We start from the raw sequence: 18,227 nt of genomic DNA on the forward strand, positions 1-18,227 counted from the left end.
CGCTCCTCCTCTTAATTTGATTTCACTGTCTTTTTCTTTTCGCTATTTTGATGAATGATAAACCGATTGATTGCATTTAAATATGCCTGAACAGATGCTTCCATTACATCTTGAGCAGAACCTCTGCCATTAACTGTTTTACCATTTACAATTAATTGCACACGCGATTCAGCTAATGCATCTTTCCCCCCACCAACAGAGTTAATTTGGTAATCAATCAACTTTGTTTCTTCCTCTGTCAGTGAATCCAATGTCGTATACAGCGCTTCTACGCTGCCTTGTCCGGTACATGCTGTCTTTACTGTATTTCCCGAAGGTGTAGTCAATTCAATAGCTGCTGTCGGGATATTGTTTGAGCCGTATTGAAGTTGGAACATTTTTAATTGATACTTTTCAATAGATGTCGTGTCTGTTTGTACTTCAGTAACAATGGTAAAAATATCATCATCGGTAACTTCTTTCTTATGATCTGTCAGTTGTTTAAATAGCTCAAAAGCCTTTTTAATATTGTCCTCAGAAACGTCCATTCCGAGTTCTTCTACTTTGTCTTTAAAGGCATGTCGTCCAGAATGTTTTCCTAGGAACAATGTGTTTGCGTTAACTCCAACCAGCTCTGGCGTAATAATTTCATAAGTGGATGCATGCTTTAACACTCCGTCTTGATGAATACCAGATTCATGGGCAAAGGCATTTCTACCAACTACTGCCTTATTTGCTTGAATATACATGCCTGTTAATTTTGCAACCATATCGCTAGTACGTTTGATTTCCTGTAAATTAAGATTCGTTTGATACGGATAGAAATCTGAGCGGACTTTTAAGGCAACAGCAATCTCCTCCAAAGATGCATTACCAGCACGCTCTCCGATTCCATTTATCGCTCCTTCTACCTGGGTCGCCCCATTTTCAACAGCAGCGATTGAATTTGCTACCGCCATTCCTAAATCATTGTGACAATGGCAAGACAACGTTACCTGATCAATATTCGGAACCGTCGACCGAATAAATTGAAACATATTGCCATATTCTTGAGGAGTGGTATAGCCTACAGTATCCGGTAGATTAATGACAGTTGCTCCAGCATCGATAACTTTCTCAATAATTTGTGCAAGAAAACTCCAATCTGAACGCGAAGCATCCTCAGCAGACCATTCAACTTGCGGGAATTTTTTCTTCGCATAAGCTACCATTTCCACTGCTGTTTCAATTACTTCGTCGGGTGTTTTCTTTAATTTATACGTCATATGAATCGGTGAAGTAGCTAGAAAAATATGCACACAAGGCTCATCAGCACCTTTTAATGCTTCCCAAGCAATATCAATATCCGATTTTGTTGTCCTTGCTAATCCTGTAACAGACGTATTTTTGATCGTATCCGCTATCGCTTTAACGGCTTGAAAATCACCTTTGGAAGAGGCTGGAAATCCAGCCTCCATTCGATCCACACCTAATCGTTCTAGCTGTTTGGCAATTTCTAATTTTTCTAGCTGATTAAGGTTTACACCTGGGGATTGTTCACCGTCTCTCAATGTGGTATCAAAAATTTTAATTTGTGACATGCACTTTCACATCCTTTTGTTTATTTTGAGTTGCTTGCAAAGGCTGTTTAACAAAAGGCATTAACTCTCGTAACTCCTTCCCTACTTTTTCAATTGGATGCTGGTTTTCTTTCACATTAATTGCGTTGAATTGTGGTCGATTTACTTGATTTTCGAGAATCCACTGCTTCGCAAACGTACCTGTTTGCACGTCGTTAAGAATCTCCTTCATACGCTCTTTTGTCTCTTCATTAATTACACGTGGTCCTGACACAAAGTCTCCCCATTGTGCAGTATCAGAGATGGAATAACGCATATTCTCCAGCCCACCTTCATAGAGAAGGTCAACAATTAATTTCATTTCATGCAGACATTCAAAGTATGCAACCTCTGGTTGATATCCTGCTTCGGTTAACGTTTCGAAACCTGCTTTGACGAGACTTGTTAGTCCTCCGCAAAGTACTGCCTGCTCGCCGAATAAGTCCGTTTCCGTCTCTTCTTGGAAGGATGTTTCTAAAATACCAGCTCGTGCTGCTCCAATACCTTGCGCGTAAGCAAGTGCAATGTCAGTAGCATTACCCGATACATCTTGGAACACACCATAAAGTGCCGGAACCCCCGCTCCTTCTTCATACGTTCTGCGTACAAGATGCCCTGGACCTTTAGGTGCGACTAAGAAGACATCCACGTTCGCTGGAGGAACAATTTGATTAAAATGAATATTAAATCCATGTGCAAATGCGATCGCATTTCCAGCTTGTAAATTAGCTTCAATACTCTCTTTATAAACTGCTGTCTGTTTTTCATCCGGTAATAAAATCATCACTACATCCGATTGCTTCACCGCATCTGCTACAGATAATACAGTAAAACCATCTTCTTCTGCTTTCGCTTGTGATTTACCAGGACGTAGACCAACGACAACATCATAGCCGCTTTCTTTTAAGTTAAGGGCATGTGCATGACCTTGTGACCCATAACCAATGACAGCAATTTTCTTATCCTTTAGAACCTCTGTTTTTACATCTTTTTCATAAAGTACTTTTGACATAATATATTCCTCCTCAAAATTATTAATTAAATAGTAAATGAATTTAATTCAGTAACTTGATTGGGCTGCTGCCCGCGTAAAAAGGCAGTTACTCCTGTTTTGGTTAACTCTTTGATTCCGTAGGGGCGAAGTAGCGCAATTAACGCTTCTACTTTATCTGGTCTGCCTGTTACTTGTATTGTCAGACTATCTCTACTTACATCAATAACAGTTGCGCGAAAAGGAGTTATTATCCCTTGAATTTCTGCGCGAAGCTGGCCACTTCCACCTACCTTAATCAGTGCTAATTCTCTTGCTACAATAGCTTTTTCTGTGATATCTGAAACCTTCAGGACGTCGATCTGTTTATTTAACTGTTTCGTTAATTGCTCCAGTTTTTGATGATCACTAACCTCAACTACAAAAGTCATTTTGGAAAGCCCTTCTGTTTCTGATGCACCAACCGAGATACTTTCAATATTGAATTGCCGTTTATGGAGCATGCCGGTAATTCGATTCAGCACCCCACTTCGATCTTGTACCGTAGCGGTAATGATACGCCTCATTTGCTCACCCCAATCATTTCATGAATCCCTTTTCCAGGAGCAATCATTGGATATACACATGTTTGTTGAACTACTTGACAATCAACGACGACAGGCCCGTCAAAACCAATTGCTTCCTCCAGCACTTCCTGAACATCTTCCTCCTTATTCACCCTCATTCCTCTTATGCCATAACTATCGGCTAACTTCACAAAGTCTGGATTTTGGACAAATAAAGATTCAGAATAACGTTCTTCATAAAAGCTCTCCTGCCATTGTCGAACCATCCCTAATGCTTGATTATTTACGATTAAAATCTTGATTGGAAGATTCCGTTCTTTTACGACTGCCAACTCTTGCGCAGTCATTTGGAACCCACCATCCCCCACAACCGATACAACTAATTCACCTGGCGCTCCTAACTGTGCACCAATCGCCGCAGGGAACCCAAAGCCCATTGTTCCTAGCCCTCCGGATGTAACCCAGCGATTTGGTTTTTCAAACGAATAAAATTGTGCTGCCCACATTTGGTGCTGCCCAACATCTGTTGTTACAATCGCTTCTCCATCCGTGATCTGGTGTACACGTTCCAGTAGCCATTGCGGGGAAATCTGTTGATCCGATCGTTCATACCAAAGCGGATAATCCTGCTTATATCGAGCTAACCGCTCCTTCCACACTAGTTGGTCACCAAGTTCTACGGATCTCTTCAGTAACGCTTCTAATGCTTCTTTTGCGTCTGCAACAACCGGGATTTCCGTCTGAACGTTTTTTCCAATTTCTGCAGGATCAATATCGATGTGAGCAACTTTGGCATGCGGTGCAAAATGTTTAAGATTACCAGTTAATCGATCATCAAAACGAGCTCCGATGTTAATTAATAGGTCACATTCGTACAATCCCATATTTGCTGCATACGTTCCATGCATTCCAGCCATTCCAAGCGATAGTTGATGCGAGCCTGGGAAACACCCCAGTCCCAACAATGTATTGGTAACTGGTAAATGATATTTCTCTGCAAATTCAATTAATTCATTCGTGGCTTTTGCAAAAATCACCCCTGCACCAGCTAATACAATCGGTTTCTTGGCACGACTTAATGCATCTGTTAGTTTAATAATTTGTAAAGGGTTCGGTGTTTTATTAGGTTGATATCCCGGTAATTCGAAATGACTTTCATAGACCGCTGTCGAAAGCTCAGCTGAGATATTCTTTGGAATATCCACGACAACCGGTCCTGGTCTGCCAGTTGAAGCAACATGAAATGCTTCTTTTACAATCCCTGGAAGTTCGGATAATTGATTGACCTGATAATTGTATTTTGTAATTGGTGTTGTAATCCCCATAACATCCGCCTCTTGAAAAGCGTCCGTGCCTATAACACTACTTGCCACTTGACCGGTAAATATGACGATAGGCAATGAATCCATCATAGCGTCTGTAATACCAGTAACTAGATTCGTTGCTCCAGGACCAGAAGTTGCAATTACAACCCCGGGTTTACCCGTAACACGAGCATAACCTTCAGCTGCGTGAATGGACCCTTGTTCATGACGAGAAAGCACATGTTCAAACTGAGCATTAGAACGATAAATCGCATCATAGATTGGTAATACAGCACCACCGGGATAACCAAAAATCGTATCGACCTCAGCTTCGACTAATGCGTTAATTAATACATCCGCACCTGTCATTACTTTCTTTGCACTTTCCAATTCATGCTTTGCCTCAACCTTCACTGCTGCATGCCTCCTTTAGTAATCATTTGTATAGAAAATCCTCGTTCTCATGGAACCTAAGGATCATTCAACCTTTTTTCATAAGTTTTTGCTGAAATAAAAAAGACGCCTTCTATCCCATAACTGCACATTCGTTTACAGTGATTGGGGAGAAAAGCGTCTTCTTTTCACGGTACCACCCAGGTTTTTAGTATCCTCGCGAACACTAACTCAACAAGACCAATATATTGGTCTCAATTGATAACAGGTACAGGTAAGCAGTACCTGGCCGGCCTATTAAGTAAACTGTTCAGTCCGGCACTCAGAGATGATGTCAGAATATAGTGTACTTCCGGGCTCACAGCAACCCCGGATCTCTGCAAATACACAAGTTATATTCCTTTTTTCCCGTCATAGCGTTATTTTTATAAAATTGTGAACTTTTTTCTTTTCATTGTTCTTACAGTCAATTAGGCGCTGTTAAAATTAATAAGTTAATATTGCCGTTAATCATATACCGTTTTCGAACAAGAGTCAACAGATATTTTTAAGTTTTTTGATATTTTTGATTTGCGAATTATTTTGGATGCGCTTACATATTTAGTGTGCATAGCATCTTTGTCTTTATTACATTTTCTTTACAAACCGATATATTGATTTAAACACCTAGTTTTATTATATTTATTAACTTTTTCACTTCGTAATATATCAGTTATTATTTTTTGTTATTTAAACCAATTTACTACAATTAATATATTGATATACAAAAAGGGCCTCTTACCTAGATAAGCCCCTTTTTGTAACCATTATTCTATTTATTTAAGTAATCCGTTACTGCACCAACGGATGAACAAGCAACATTATGTGCGTATTTACCTAACACTCCTTTTCTGTATAAAGGTGGAGCAATCCAGTCTTGTTTTCTTCGTTCCAATTCAGTTTCTGAAATCTCAAAGAAAATTTCCTTCTTTGTTGAATCAATCGTTACAAGGTCTCCCTCTCGTAAAAAGGCAATTGGCCCGCCGGATTGGGCCTCTGGAGCAATATGCCCAACTACTAAACCATGAGTCCCTCCAGAGAATCTACCATCGGTTAATAGAGCTACTTTTTCTCCTAAGCCCTTGCCAACTAGAATAGAAGAAATAGATAACATTTCCGGCATGCCAGGGCCACCCTTTGGTCCTACATAACGAATAACAAGCACATCACCTTCATTAATCTGATTATTCATGACTGCTACTGTAGCCTCTGTTTCCGTGTCAAAAACCCTTGCAGGACCTGTATGCCGACTCACCTTAACACCAGAGACCTTTGCTACCGCTCCTCGAGGAGCAAGATTACCCTTTAGTACGATCAATGGACCATCTTCTCTTTTTGGCTTATCAAAAGGCATGATAATGTCCTGACCTTCTAATAATGACGGGGCATTTGCTAAGTTCTCCGCTAACGTTTTGCCAGTTACAGTTAGACAGTCCCCATGTAAGTATCCAGCTTCGTATAACAACTTCATAACTGCTTGTACCCCGCCAACACGATGAAGATCTTGCATAACATATTTACCACTTGGTTTTAAATCAGCTAAATGTGGTGTTTTCTCTTGGATACGATTAAAGTCGTCAATCGTTATATCTACTTCAATTGCATGTGCAATTGCTAATAAATGTAAGATTGCATTGGTTGATCCACCCAAAGCCATAACGACGGTAATGGCATTTTCAAAAGCTTCTTTCGTCATGATATCTTTCGGGTAGATACCTTTTTCTAATAATTGATAGACTGCTTGCCCAGCTTTGGAACAATCTTCTGCTTTTGCAGCTGACTCCGCCGGATTTGATGAGCTTCCAGGTAAACTCATTCCAATTGCTTCCATTGCCGATGCCATGGTGTTCGCTGTATACATTCCTCCACAAGCACCTGCGCCTGGGCAAGCATGACATTCGATTGATCGTAATTCACTATCATTGATATCGCCATTATTATGTCTTCCAACACCTTCAAATACAGACACAATATCAATATCTTTTCCATTTACAGAGCCTGGGGCAATCGTACCACCATAAACAAATACAGCTGGTACATCAGCATTTGCTATAGCGATCATACAGCCTGGAATATTTTTATCACAGGCACCAATTGCAACAAAACCATCTAAATTTTCTGCACCAACCACTGTTTCAATCGAGTCACCGATTAAATCCCTGCTTGGTAAGGAGTACCTCATACCTTGCGTTCCCATTGATATCCCATCAGAAACGGTAATTGTATTAAAAATTAAAGGAACACCGCCAGCTTCCCGTGCTCCTTTCTTTGCCTGTACAGCCAAATCATCAATATGTATGTTACATGGGGTAACTTCACTCCATGTACTAGCTATTCCAATCATCGGCTTTTGAAAATCTTCATCTGTTACTCCTACAGCCCTCAGCATGGCACGATTCGGGGCCTTCATTGTCCCTTCACTAAATACTTTACTCTTTATCCGTAAATCTTTTCCCACTGGATTTCCCACCTTTCTTTCGAATTATTATATGCCTAATTATCGAATAGTTCAATGAATTTATTTAATTGGTATTAATTAAAATTTATCACCTCATATAGTTAGAGGGACAAAAAAGGCTTAACGCCATGGATTAGCGTAAGCCTTTTGTTATATGGATATGATCATGCCCTTTTTACACACCCAACCTGGACACAAGTATGGAAAACTGGTGATAACAAAGTACTAGGGGCAATAATTATATAAGTATATGATTAGCTTCATTTTATTCGCTCATCAATTTGTAAGATCCACTTTGATATCATCTCCCCAGCTGCTTGTTGTCTGCTTAATCTTGGGCCTTGACCACTCCATAAATGCATCCATTCTGGTCGATTTTGGTTAGCTGCTTCTCTACGTATCTCTTTCGTCAATGCATTTTGAATTGGATAGCTTGGTAGGTCTTCCTCATATGCTGCCATCTTTGTTATAAATTGATTCTTTATTCCTCTTGCTGGCTTGCCGCTGAAGGCGGAAGTAATTACTGGCTGTTCTTCTGTCGTATGTAAGATCGCTTCTTTATGTTGTTTTTTTGCACCGCTTTCTAGGCAAGTCAGAAAAGCAGTACCCATTTGTACAGCTTGAGCACCCAAAGTAAGTGCTGCCAATATACCTCGACCATCCATTATTCCACCTGCTGCAATAACTGGAATAGATACCTGGTCAACAGCTTGAGGTACAAGTGCCATCGTTCCAATCATCGCATCCTCAAATTCCCCTAAAAATGTTCCACGATGACCTCCTGCTTCACTCCCTTGCATAACCACCATATCCATCCCGTTTACTTCGTTTATCATTGCTTCTTGTACAGTAGTTGCTGTACCAATTAATAACAAATGATGTTGTTTGAGTTTTTGAATGGTTTCTTTATCAGGTACGCCAAATGTAAAACTGCAAATTGGTACCCCTTCTTGTAAAAGAATCTCTAATTGTTTTTCATAATTCGATGAGGAAGGTTGCTTCACTTCTGGTTTGGTTAGTTGTAATGCTTCTCGATAAGGTCGTAACCATTCATTTGCTTGGTTAATAGCTTCTGTATCCACATTCGGAATTTCCGGGATGAATAGATTTACCGCAAAAGGTTGATCTGTAAGTTGTTTAATTTGTTTAATCGCTTGTTGCATCGTTTCTGGAGTCATATATCCTGCCCCTAATGTACCAAGTGCACCACTATTCGAAACAGCAGCTACTAACTCGGGGGTGGTAACACCTCCTGCCATTCCAGCCTGTATGATGGGATACTGGACACCTAGCTTCTTCGTTATTTCACTCCTATACCACATCCATTTCTCCTCCTCTATACATGTGCTTTCCTTTTCCTATTCAGACATATCCTTCATCTCATTATAACGATAAATCCAGGGACGATGAAGTCTTCTTTTTCGATTAACGTAACACAAATATGGAGATAGCCAAATAAATAGCCTCCCGATAATCGGAGGCTATTTATCATACCTGACCCTATTGATCAATCAAAACGATCTGGATTTGAACCACTTCGTTCATTTATATTTAGATTAGTTATTTGCTTCATTTCTTCTTTTGTTAAAGTGAAATCAAAAATCGATGCATTTTCAATTATACGATGTTCTTTTGTTGATTTAGGTATCGTAATAACCTCATTCTGAATATCCCACCGTAAGATAACTTGTGCAGCGGTTTTATTATATTTTTCACCTATTTGTTTTAATACAGGTTCATCAACCAAGCCACCTCTTTTAAGTGGAGACCATGCCTCTAATTGAATGTCATGCTTTTTACAGAAAGCATGGAGAGCTTGTTGAGTTAAATGTGGATGATATTCTACTTGATTTACAGCTGGTTTAATCATGCAACCATCCATTAAATTTTCTAAATGATGTTGATGGAAATTGCTAACACCAATGGCCCTGATTTTCCCCTCTTTATAGAGCTCCTCCATTGCCATCCAAGTGTCCTTGTATAACCCCTTTACTGGCCAATGGATAAGATAAAGATCCAAAAACTCTAAACCTAACCTTTCCATACTATGATGAAAAGCTTTTCTCGTATTCCCATATCCTTGTTGATCATTCCAAACCTTTGTTGTGATAAACAATTCCTCTCTCGGAATACCTGATTCTTGAATCGCTTCACCGACACCCGTTTCATTATCATAGAACGAAGCCGTGTCAATACTGCGATAGCCATGTATAATTGCGTTTTTGACTGCATCCTTTACTGTACTTCCATCTTCTACTTTATACACACCTAAACCAAACCCAGGCATTTTCACATTATTATTTAGAGTTATCGTATCTTGCAAATGCTTCATCATATATCCAATCCTCCATTAGTTTTGCTACTTATATTTTAAAGGAAAACATTCATCGTTAAAATGAATAAGTCTATAACGCGATGTGTAGCGTGTTCAGAAACCGGGTACAGTAAATGGTATTAAAGGGTGTGAAACATGTTACCAGAATTATTTCATTCAAATTTATTTATTCTTGCAGTATCGATTATCCCTATCATTAGTATCCTAGGTGTTCAATTTTCTGCACGCATCAATTCACCATCTTTGGTCTTTTTTATTATCATCGGCATGATACTTGGAAGTGACACGATTGATGTCTTTGATTTTCGTGATCCGGAAATCGCTCAACTTATTGGAATGATGGCATTAGTTATTATTCTATTTGTTCTTGCTCTATTCCTATGCTTGCTGATTTACAACACAGTCAATTGTATTTCAATATTATTTTCTTTATTGTATTAACTTCTACAGTTATTCAAGGAACAACGATTCCATTATTCGCCAAAAAATTAGGACTATCGCAACCAGTTGGTACAAACCCATTGCATACCTTAGACCTACTATCTGTTGGCAAAAAGGAACTTAGTATCATTGAATATCAAGTTGGTGAACAAAATAAAATTAATGGACAAGTCATTGCAACGATTTCCTCCTGCAGCAAATATTATTATCATTCTAAGAGACGGTGAGACGATTTCACCTACTGCAAAGACCAAACTGTTCCAAGGTGATGTCCTTTATATCTTGGCGCCCGATAATAATAGAGAAGATCTTGATCTTGTGTTACGAGAAGAAAACTAACGAGGCTGTGATGATATAATTAGCTAAGAATATGCAGGTGACTGAAGCAAAAGGTGACTGTGGCCGTGCCCGCGGAAGGCAGACACCTGTAGTCTAAGTCAAACGTATAATAGTCAGGCAGATCATCCATCATTAGGTGATTTGCCTGACTTCTTTCTTTATTACCAGGATTTTGTCCCAACCTCATCTGTTTAAACAAAGATGGCCCACAAGAGGAATGTGATAATAAATGCAACCAATCCTTGGAATAATGTTGCAGCTGTTTGTGCTTTGTAGGCTTGTGTTACCGTCATCCCACTAAATTCCTTAACGACCCAGAAATAACTGTCATTCACATGGGAAACAACCATCGCCCCAGCTCCAACGGCCATTACTACTAAAGCAAGTGGAACAGCACCCGTAATCCCCAAATCAGGTAAAAGTGGAGCAATTAATGTAGATGTAATGACAATTGCCGCAGTCGATGAACCCTGTGCCGATTTTAAAGCAGCAGCAATTAAAAATGGAATAATTAGAAACATCGCGCCTGTCCATAACGTGTTTTGACCAAAACTCTGAATATAATCTGCAATTGGTGTGGTGCTAATGACTGTTCCAAATGCACCACCAGCACCGGTTATCAGTAATATTGGAGCCGCTTCTTTAATGCCGATGCCTATCCATTCTGTTAATGTTTCTTCATCATATGAGGGCAGCAGTGCAAAGGCAAATAGTACCCCAACCAATAATGCAACCACCGGTGAACCAAGAAATAAGAAGATAGATGCTAATGTACCATTCCAACCAGCAAATGTTATAATCGAGCTTAATCCAATTAAGATAATCGGTACAATAATTGGAGCAAACGACTTTGCGGCAGAAGGCATCTCGCCAAATGCCTTCACAATAGCCTCATAATCATATGCCTCTTCTTCTTTATCTTCTCCCTCTAATTTCATCTTTGTGCCAACTTTGATTGCCCAAAGATAGCCGGTAAAAATCACCGGAATAACCACAATAATGCCAATGAGAATAATCGTACCCAAATACGCTTCTGCACCAATATTACCAGCTGCCGCAATTGGTCCTGGAGTCGGTGGTACTAAAGTATGCGTAGCAAATAAGCCCGTTGATAAAGCAATAGTCATGGAGGTGACCGCAACCTTTGCTTTTTTTGCCAGTGCTTTTTTTAAAGAAGATAAAATAACAAACCCTGAATCACAAAATACCGGAATACTAACAATCCCGCCAATTAGACTCATTGCCATCTGCGGTCGTTTTTCGCCAACAATTCGCAATACAACTTCAGCCATTCGTAAGGCAGCACCTGACTTTTCTAATATCACACCAATGATTGTTCCGAAGATAATGACCAGACCAATACTGCTCATTAATCCACCAAATCCACTATTCACAGCTTCAACTACATCTGATAATGGAAGACCTGCAACAATGCCAATTGCAAAAGCTGCGATTAGTAAAGATAAAAAGGGATGAAGTTTCATCTTTGCTGTAGCAAAAATAACAAATAAAACACCCAGAATAATAACAAAAATAAGTCCTAATCCTTCCACGTTGTTCCTCTCCTTCTCTCTGATGTTTGTTAGCGTTTTCAATTGTTACATTATTATATTATCATCCATTCTGTATATAGACCAATGGAAGTTTTAATCTTCATCTTTCCGTAAGCATAACAAAAGCACCATCGATAAATCCGATGGTGCTCTCCATTAGCTATGTTTGTGACTGTGTATTGTTTCCAGATACTTCGTTTCTGATTTGGTGTGATCATGTACATCACAATAATATACGATTGTCTCAACCTTTTGAGATATTTGGCATGTGCGCTTGTGTTTCATAAAATTTTTCCAATATGTAAATTCATGGGTACCTGTATCAATAATATTCGTATCTCTACTATATTCTTGCCAATTATGCGACTTGTTGGAATCATCTTCCGTCGTCTCTGTATGAGCAAGTGCAATAGTTGGTAGGCCTAAAAGCAATAGAGCTAAGCCTATAATAACCAGTCTTTTCCGCATGCCATCACCACTTTATTGTAAATTCTTTGCTTGCTATTTAGTTTTAACAATAAAATCAATATTATTCCTATATAGCATGTAAATGTTTTTAAGAAATATTTTGTTTAACACCTGACTTAATAAAATCTTCATTTTTCGTATAAATCGTTAGTCCGGTAGTGTTCTTGGTGTAAGTCGGAAAAAAGATACTTGCTATATATCCAAAAATGCAGGAAGAAAAGAACGCCATCACACTTACCGCAAATGGTGAAAAACTAGTCTGTTGAATAAAGTAGGATGTAATTGCACTTAATATTAGACCAATAAGTACACCGGGAGCATTTGCTCTTTTTGTAAAAATCCCAAGAGCAAATATTCCGGCAATTGGAACTCCAAATAATCCAGTCATTGCCAAAAAGAGATTCCATGTTTCCGCTTGATTTGTAGATACCAGGTAAAGCGCAGCACTCATACCAAGAATTCCGGTAATGATTATAACAAGTCTTGCTAGTACCACATCATTAAGCCTCCATGTTTTGTCAAAAAAACGTTGTTTAAAGTCGACAGTTATACAGGCAGAGATACTATTTAAACTCGATGATATCGTCGACTGACATGCCGCAAAAATCGCTGCAATTAATAATCCAGCAACACCAACTGGTAAGGTTGTTACGATGAAGTAAGGAACAATCGCAGAAGTATTAAAACCTTCTGGAAGCGCCTCCACATTTGAATAATAACTAAAAAGAACTGTACCCATTCCATAGAATATTGGAATTGTGATTAATGCTAAAATACCATTTGTCCATAATGACCGATTCGTTTCTTTTATTGATTTTGTTGTTTGATAACGTTGAACAACATCTTGACTAGCGGTGTATTGATGTAAATTATTAAAAATTGATCCGATAAAAATAATAGGAATTGCGGCTGCAGCTGCTCCAAATTTAAAATTATCCGTAGTTATTAATTTATCATTGACCAATGCATCGTTTATTACAGTTGACCATCCACCATTGATCGTTAATATACCAAGGACTAAAACTAAAATTGCTCCTCCAAGTAATAAAATCCCTTGAATGACATCGCTCCAAATAACACCTTCCATTCCACCTAAAAAGGTATAAATAATACAGAGTCCACCAACCACGGAAGCGATTACAATTGGATTAATACTAGAAACGGATGTAATTGCAAGCGTAGGCAGATAAATAACAATTGCTACCCTACCTATATGATAAAGCACAAATAATAGACTGCCGACCACCCGTAACGAAGGTCCAAAACGCTCTTCTAAATATTCATAAGCCGTCGTTACGTTGAGTTTTCTAAAAAACGGAATATAAAAATAGATGAGTATTGGTATAATCGCAAAAATTGCAAGATTACCAGCAGCATACGACCAATCACTTAAAAAAGCTTGTTCCGGCGTTGACATAAACGTAATAGCACTTAATGTTGTAGCGTAAATACTAAATCCTGCTGCCCAGGCAGGAATTTTTCCACTTGCTGTAAAAAAAGCATCCGTATTTTTTCCTGAGCGTTTTGTAAAATATACTCCCACACCAAGCATAGCAACTAGATAAACAATTAATACGATCCAATTTACTGCTCCTAAACCTACCTTATCCATTTCGAGTTCCCCCTTGTTTCATTTTTACGGTGCTGCCGCAGCAACACACGCCTAAGCAGCACCGTTTCTGACATCTTATAGATTAAATGTACTTACTAACTTCTTCACTTCTGCTCGTTTCTCAGAGTTGAATGCTTCAAATGGTTTTTTACAGACTCCGGCATCGATACCCGTAATTTTTAAAATTTCTTTCAGTGTTTGATACAAACCTAAATCTAAAATTCTCTCTATTAAATCATTTGTTATATGTTGTATTTCATATGCTTTTGAAACTTGATCTTCTTGACAAAGTGTAAGTATTTGTTTTGCACGTTTTCCATTAATATTAAATGTGCTTCCTATTGCACCATCAATTCCTGAAATGGCACCATAAATTAACATCTCATCAAATCCCGAGTAAATCAGCTTGTTTGGGTACTTTTTTCTTAGACGCTCTAATAAATAGAAATTCCCATCTGTAAATTTAACCCCTATTACGTTCTCGTTTTGGAAAAGTGCTTCAAATTGATCCAATGACATCGAAATACCTGTTAAAGCAGGAATAGCATAAATAATCATATTATTCTTCGTTTCATTGATAATTGTTTCATAGTAATATTTTATCTCATCGAATGAAAACTTATAATAAAATGGAGTAACAGCCGATAAGCTGTCATAGCCTAAATCTGTCGCATATTTCCCTAACGCAACAGCTTCATTTAAATTAATCGACCCTACTTGAGCTATCAGCTTTACTTTCCCTTTATTTTCTTCACTCACTATTCGAAACACTTCTTTTTTTTGCTCGGTAGACATCATAAAATTCTCTCCAGAACTACCATTCACATATAATCCATCCACTTTTTGTTTATCAATATTTTGTCTAATGATCTCACGTAATCCTTGCTCTTTTATGTCTCCGCTTTCATCAAATGGTACGAGTAGAGCAGAAAATATTCCCTTCATGTTGTCCCCTCCGATAATGTATTGATTTATAAACTTAATCAAGTTATAATATGGTCAGACCAATTTTAGTTAAACTCATCATAATTTCCTTATCCATAAAAGTCAACCCTTTTTCGTAAGGGGTTTCCTATTCCAATATGATATGATATGGATAACAATCATCACAAACCTAACTATATCAATGGTTTTGTGAGTGGATGAGGAGATTAGAATGAAAGCAAAAAAACAATCATTAGTGGAAGTAGTTATCGAAAGAATTAAAAAATCCATTATCGACAATAATCTTAAACCAAATGATAAATTTTTGTCCGAAGGAGAATTAGTCGAACAACTACAAGTCAGTAGAACCGTTATTCGAGAAGCGCTAATTTCTCTTCAAGCTCTAGGCATTCTTAAGGTTAAGGCTGGAGGCGGTGTATTTGTTGCAGATACAAAGCTCTATGCAATTACTTCTATCTTAAAACATCATTATGAAACCTACGGTGTAAAAATCAAAGAACTTGTGGAAATACGTAAAATAATTGAGCTCGGAGCGCTTCGTTTAATAATTGAAAAAAACATAGATGTTAATCTAGAAGCATTTTACGGCATTAATCATTCCTATTATCAATCGATCATTAATAATAACAATACAAATCAATATGATAATGATTTCCATCAGTTACTAATAAAAACAACTCAAAACGAAACGTTCTATCATTTCAGCGAAATTATCAATGAATATTTCTTATTGGCAAAGATGGATTTATTTCAAAAAGAGGAAGATCTTATGAAGTCCTACGATGAACATACGCAAATAATTAAAGCAGTTGCTGAAAAGGATTTGACGAAAGCACAGCAAACGATAACACAACACTTCAATCCTATATTCACATTTATAAAACAAATGGAGGAAGAATCGTGAAGATAGAACCAATCCAGAGTATGGAGAGAACCTCACTTAAAAAAACAGTTATTCAGGAGATTAAAAACTATATTATCGAAAACGAATTGTCGTCTGGGAATAAACTTCCCACCGAGCGAAGACTAGCTGAGATGTTTCAAGTCAGCAGGTCTGTTGTACGTGAGGCTTTAAGCTATTTAGAAAATACAGGAGTAATAACGACCACGCAAGGAAAAGGAGCTTACTTAAATGAATCAAATATTGACACTCTTTTAAATAGCTTCTTTTTTCTTTGGCAGATAAACGGCGGCAATATTGAAGATATTATGAGCCTGCGTATTATGTTTGAATCAAGTGCCGTAGAAGAGATTGTAAAACAAGAAAACCGTGAAGAAATGGAGACGATTCAAGCACTCCTAATCAAGAGTAAAGATGCTGATACCATGGAGGAATATAGAAATTTTGATATGTTGTTCCATAAACAATTACTTAAAGCAACAAGAAACCCACTTTTTATACAAATGACCAATATGATTAATAGCTACTTTTTTGAAACCGAGTACATCCAACTTAGTCTAGAAGAATATCAGCAAGTTATTCGTGAGCATCAATCCATCATAGAAGCAATTAAAAACAAAAATGCTGAATTAGCAAAATCATTGTTGAATAATCATATAAAACGAGCAAAACTATAGGGGGCTTTAGATGGAATATTTATCAATCGATATTGGTGGAACGTATATTAAGTACGCCCTCTTAAACGAAAACTTAGAATTAAACGATCATAGGAAGGAACAAACCAAAACTACTAGTAAACAAGTTTTATACCAACAAATAGAACAGATTATTAAAGAGATACAGAACGAATATAACCTATCTGGAATTGGGATCAGTACTGCTGGTATTGTGGATAGATACATTGGCAAGGTTGTTTATGCTGGACCAACTCTCCCTTTCTACAAAGGGATGGAATGGAAACAGCCTTTAACCAAAAAATTCAGTATACCAGTTGTCGTTGAGAATGATGTGAATGCAGCATTATTGGGAGAAATCTGGAAAGGCTCTATGATAAATAAAAACAATATCTTCTGCATCACTATTGGTACTGGAATTGGTGGAGCTTACTACAAAAATCACTTAATAGATGGAGCAAATCAACAAGCGAATTCTGTGGGCTACTTATCATATGACCCTACTACAGGAACAAACTACGAGTCCAGAGCTTCTACCAATGCACTTATTTCAACAATAAAGGAACATCTTGATGATACTGTTACCCCAGAATCGTTATTTGAACGTGCAAAATTGGGGTGTCACAAATGTTTAACTATTATTCGTAACTGGGCAAAGGAAATAGCAAGTGGCTTGGCACAGATTATCCTACTATATGATCCAGAGTATATCGTGATTGGTGGTGGCATTTCCAAACAAGGTGATTATCTATTAAATTTTATTCAAAAAGAAATACATCACTATTTGCCTAAACATTTTCTACAGACAAAGGTAAGGATGGCTGCTTTACATAATCATGCAGCGTTATATGGCGCCATCTACCCTTTTTTAAAAACAAACGCGGAAGCGTCTTTGCATTAATCTACTTTTAAAAAGGATGAAGAACTTTAGATAAGGAGTTGATCGAATGCTAGCGCAAGTTAAAAATGGATTAATTGTTTCTTGTCAGGCTTTACCTGATGAGCCTCTACATAGCTCCTTTATTATGTCGAAGTTGGCACTTGCTGCTTTTCAGGGTGGTGCCTGTGGGATAAGAGCCAATACCAAAGAAGATATCGTAGAAATAAAAAAGGAAGTACCACTTCCAATAATCGGTATTGTAAAGAGGGATTACCAAGGCAGCTCTGTTTTTATAACAGCAACGAAAAAAGAAATTGATGAATTAATAGAGAGTGGTTGTGAAATGATCGCTATGGATGCTACAGATCGGCGAAGGCCCAAATCAGCGACAATTAGGGATATAATTAAACATACAAATCGATCAGCTCCCCATGTTGAGCTAATGGCGGATATAGCTACCGTTGAAGAAGCTATATCTGCACAAAAATTAGGATTCGATTGTATTTCAACCACACTTCACGGATATACAGAAGGAACAAATGGAAAGAAACTATACGATGATGACTTCTCCTTCTTAAAGAAAGTTATCGAACACGTTTCTATTCCTGTAATCGCAGAGGGGAATATTGTGACTCCTGATATGTACAAACGATGTAAAGAAATTGGCGCTTTTGCATGTGTAGTAGGTGGTGCAATTACTAGACCAAAGGAAATAACGAAACGATTTATCAATGTATGTGGTTAAGTCATA

General features: G+C 37.9%; 17 protein-coding genes. 6 read left to right on the forward strand and 11 right to left on the reverse strand.

Features of this window, described 5'->3' with window-relative positions; all coding sequences use genetic code 11:
- Window positions 1–11 precede the first annotated feature (11 nt).
- The 7 genes from M948_RS25755 to M948_RS25785 all read right to left on the reverse strand — a co-directional run bounded on the left by M948_RS25755 (window position 12) and on the right by M948_RS25785 (window position 9,663).
- The gene (locus M948_RS25755; protein WP_021289254.1) at window positions 12–1,559 is read right to left on the reverse strand and encodes a 2-isopropylmalate synthase; all 1,548 of its coding nucleotides are present in this window, start codon (window positions 1,557–1,559) and stop codon (window positions 12–14) included.
- Window positions 1,546–2,589 (reverse strand): ketol-acid reductoisomerase, encoded by a 1,044-nt coding sequence (gene ilvC / locus M948_RS25760; RefSeq protein ID WP_021289255.1) that lies wholly within the window; start codon window positions 2,587–2,589, stop codon window positions 1,546–1,548. The genes M948_RS25755 and ilvC overlap by 14 nt, the downstream gene beginning before the upstream one ends.
- A 26-nt stretch (window positions 2,590–2,615) precedes the next feature.
- Complete coding sequence (ilvN, locus tag M948_RS25765) at window positions 2,616–3,134, reverse strand: acetolactate synthase small subunit (RefSeq protein WP_021289256.1); 519 nt, start codon at window positions 3,132–3,134, stop codon at window positions 2,616–2,618.
- The gene (gene ilvB / locus M948_RS25770; RefSeq protein WP_021289257.1) at window positions 3,131–4,852 is read right to left on the reverse strand and encodes an acetolactate synthase large subunit; all 1,722 of its coding nucleotides are present in this window, start codon (window positions 4,850–4,852) and stop codon (window positions 3,131–3,133) included. The genes ilvN and ilvB overlap by 4 nt, the downstream gene beginning before the upstream one ends.
- Before the next feature lie 790 nt (window positions 4,853–5,642).
- Complete coding sequence (gene ilvD / locus M948_RS25775; protein ID WP_021289258.1) at window positions 5,643–7,328, reverse strand: dihydroxy-acid dehydratase; 1,686 nt, start codon at window positions 7,326–7,328, stop codon at window positions 5,643–5,645.
- 260 nt (window positions 7,329–7,588) lie between these two features.
- Window positions 7,589–8,650: an NAD(P)H-dependent flavin oxidoreductase gene (locus M948_RS25780; RefSeq protein WP_021289259.1), complete on the reverse strand. Its 1,062-nt coding sequence runs from the start codon at window positions 8,648–8,650 to the stop codon at window positions 7,589–7,591.
- A 185-nt stretch (window positions 8,651–8,835) separates the two neighbouring features.
- Window positions 8,836–9,663, reverse strand: a complete 828-nt coding sequence (locus M948_RS25785) for an aldo/keto reductase (RefSeq protein ID WP_021289260.1) — start codon at window positions 9,661–9,663, stop codon at window positions 8,836–8,838.
- Window positions 9,664–9,798: 135 nt separating this feature from the next.
- On the opposite strand from M948_RS25785, the gene M948_RS25790 reads away from it, so the two are divergent.
- Both M948_RS25790 and M948_RS25795 read left to right on the forward strand, forming a co-directional pair.
- A complete protein-coding gene (locus tag M948_RS25790; protein WP_021289261.1) occupies window positions 9,799–10,104 on the forward strand; it encodes a hypothetical protein in 306 nt (101 codons plus the stop codon).
- 129 nt (window positions 10,105–10,233) lie between these two features.
- Entirely contained in the window at window positions 10,234–10,443 is a 210-nt protein-coding gene (locus M948_RS25795) for a TrkA C-terminal domain-containing protein (protein ID WP_021289262.1), read from the forward strand.
- 191 nt (window positions 10,444–10,634) lie between these two features.
- On the opposite strand, the gene M948_RS25800 is transcribed toward M948_RS25795, so the two are convergent.
- The 4 genes from M948_RS25800 to M948_RS25810 all read right to left on the reverse strand — a co-directional run bounded on the left by M948_RS25800 (window position 10,635) and on the right by M948_RS25810 (window position 15,021).
- Window positions 10,635–11,996: a GntP family permease gene (locus tag M948_RS25800; RefSeq protein WP_021289263.1), complete on the reverse strand. Its 1,362-nt coding sequence runs from the start codon at window positions 11,994–11,996 to the stop codon at window positions 10,635–10,637.
- Window positions 11,997–12,152: 156 nt separating this feature from the next.
- Window positions 12,153–12,464, reverse strand: a complete 312-nt coding sequence (locus M948_RS0121600; RefSeq protein WP_021289264.1) for a hypothetical protein — start codon at window positions 12,462–12,464, stop codon at window positions 12,153–12,155.
- Between the two features lie 88 nt (window positions 12,465–12,552).
- The gene (locus M948_RS25805) at window positions 12,553–14,076 is read right to left on the reverse strand and encodes a sodium:solute symporter (RefSeq protein ID WP_021289265.1); all 1,524 of its coding nucleotides are present in this window, start codon (window positions 14,074–14,076) and stop codon (window positions 12,553–12,555) included.
- Window positions 14,077–14,151: 75 nt separating this feature from the next.
- The gene (locus tag M948_RS25810; RefSeq protein ID WP_021289266.1) at window positions 14,152–15,021 is read right to left on the reverse strand and encodes an N-acetylneuraminate lyase; all 870 of its coding nucleotides are present in this window, start codon (window positions 15,019–15,021) and stop codon (window positions 14,152–14,154) included.
- Window positions 15,022–15,232: 211 nt separating this feature from the next.
- Between M948_RS25810 and M948_RS25815 the strand changes: the two genes are divergently transcribed.
- Genes M948_RS25815 through M948_RS25830 form a run of 4 tightly spaced genes read left to right on the forward strand, consistent with a single transcriptional unit; the run spans window position 15,233 to window position 18,221 of the window.
- Entirely contained in the window at window positions 15,233–15,925 is a 693-nt protein-coding gene (locus M948_RS25815) for a FadR/GntR family transcriptional regulator (RefSeq protein WP_021289267.1), read from the forward strand.
- Window positions 15,922–16,599: a FadR/GntR family transcriptional regulator gene (locus M948_RS25820; protein ID WP_021289268.1), complete on the forward strand. Its 678-nt coding sequence runs from the start codon at window positions 15,922–15,924 to the stop codon at window positions 16,597–16,599. The genes M948_RS25815 and M948_RS25820 overlap by 4 nt, the downstream gene beginning before the upstream one ends.
- Window positions 16,600–16,609: 10 nt before the next feature.
- A complete protein-coding gene (locus M948_RS25825; RefSeq protein WP_021289269.1) occupies window positions 16,610–17,497 on the forward strand; it encodes an ROK family protein in 888 nt (295 codons plus the stop codon).
- Between the two features lie 46 nt (window positions 17,498–17,543).
- Window positions 17,544–18,221, forward strand: coding sequence for an N-acetylmannosamine-6-phosphate 2-epimerase (locus M948_RS25830; protein WP_021289270.1), 678 nt, complete (start codon window positions 17,544–17,546; stop codon window positions 18,219–18,221).
- Window positions 18,222–18,227 lie beyond the last annotated feature (6 nt).

The organism is Virgibacillus sp. CM-4, assembly GCF_000445495.1.
Classification (GTDB): Bacteria; Bacillota; Bacilli; order Bacillales; family Amphibacillaceae; genus Virgibacillus; species Virgibacillus salexigens.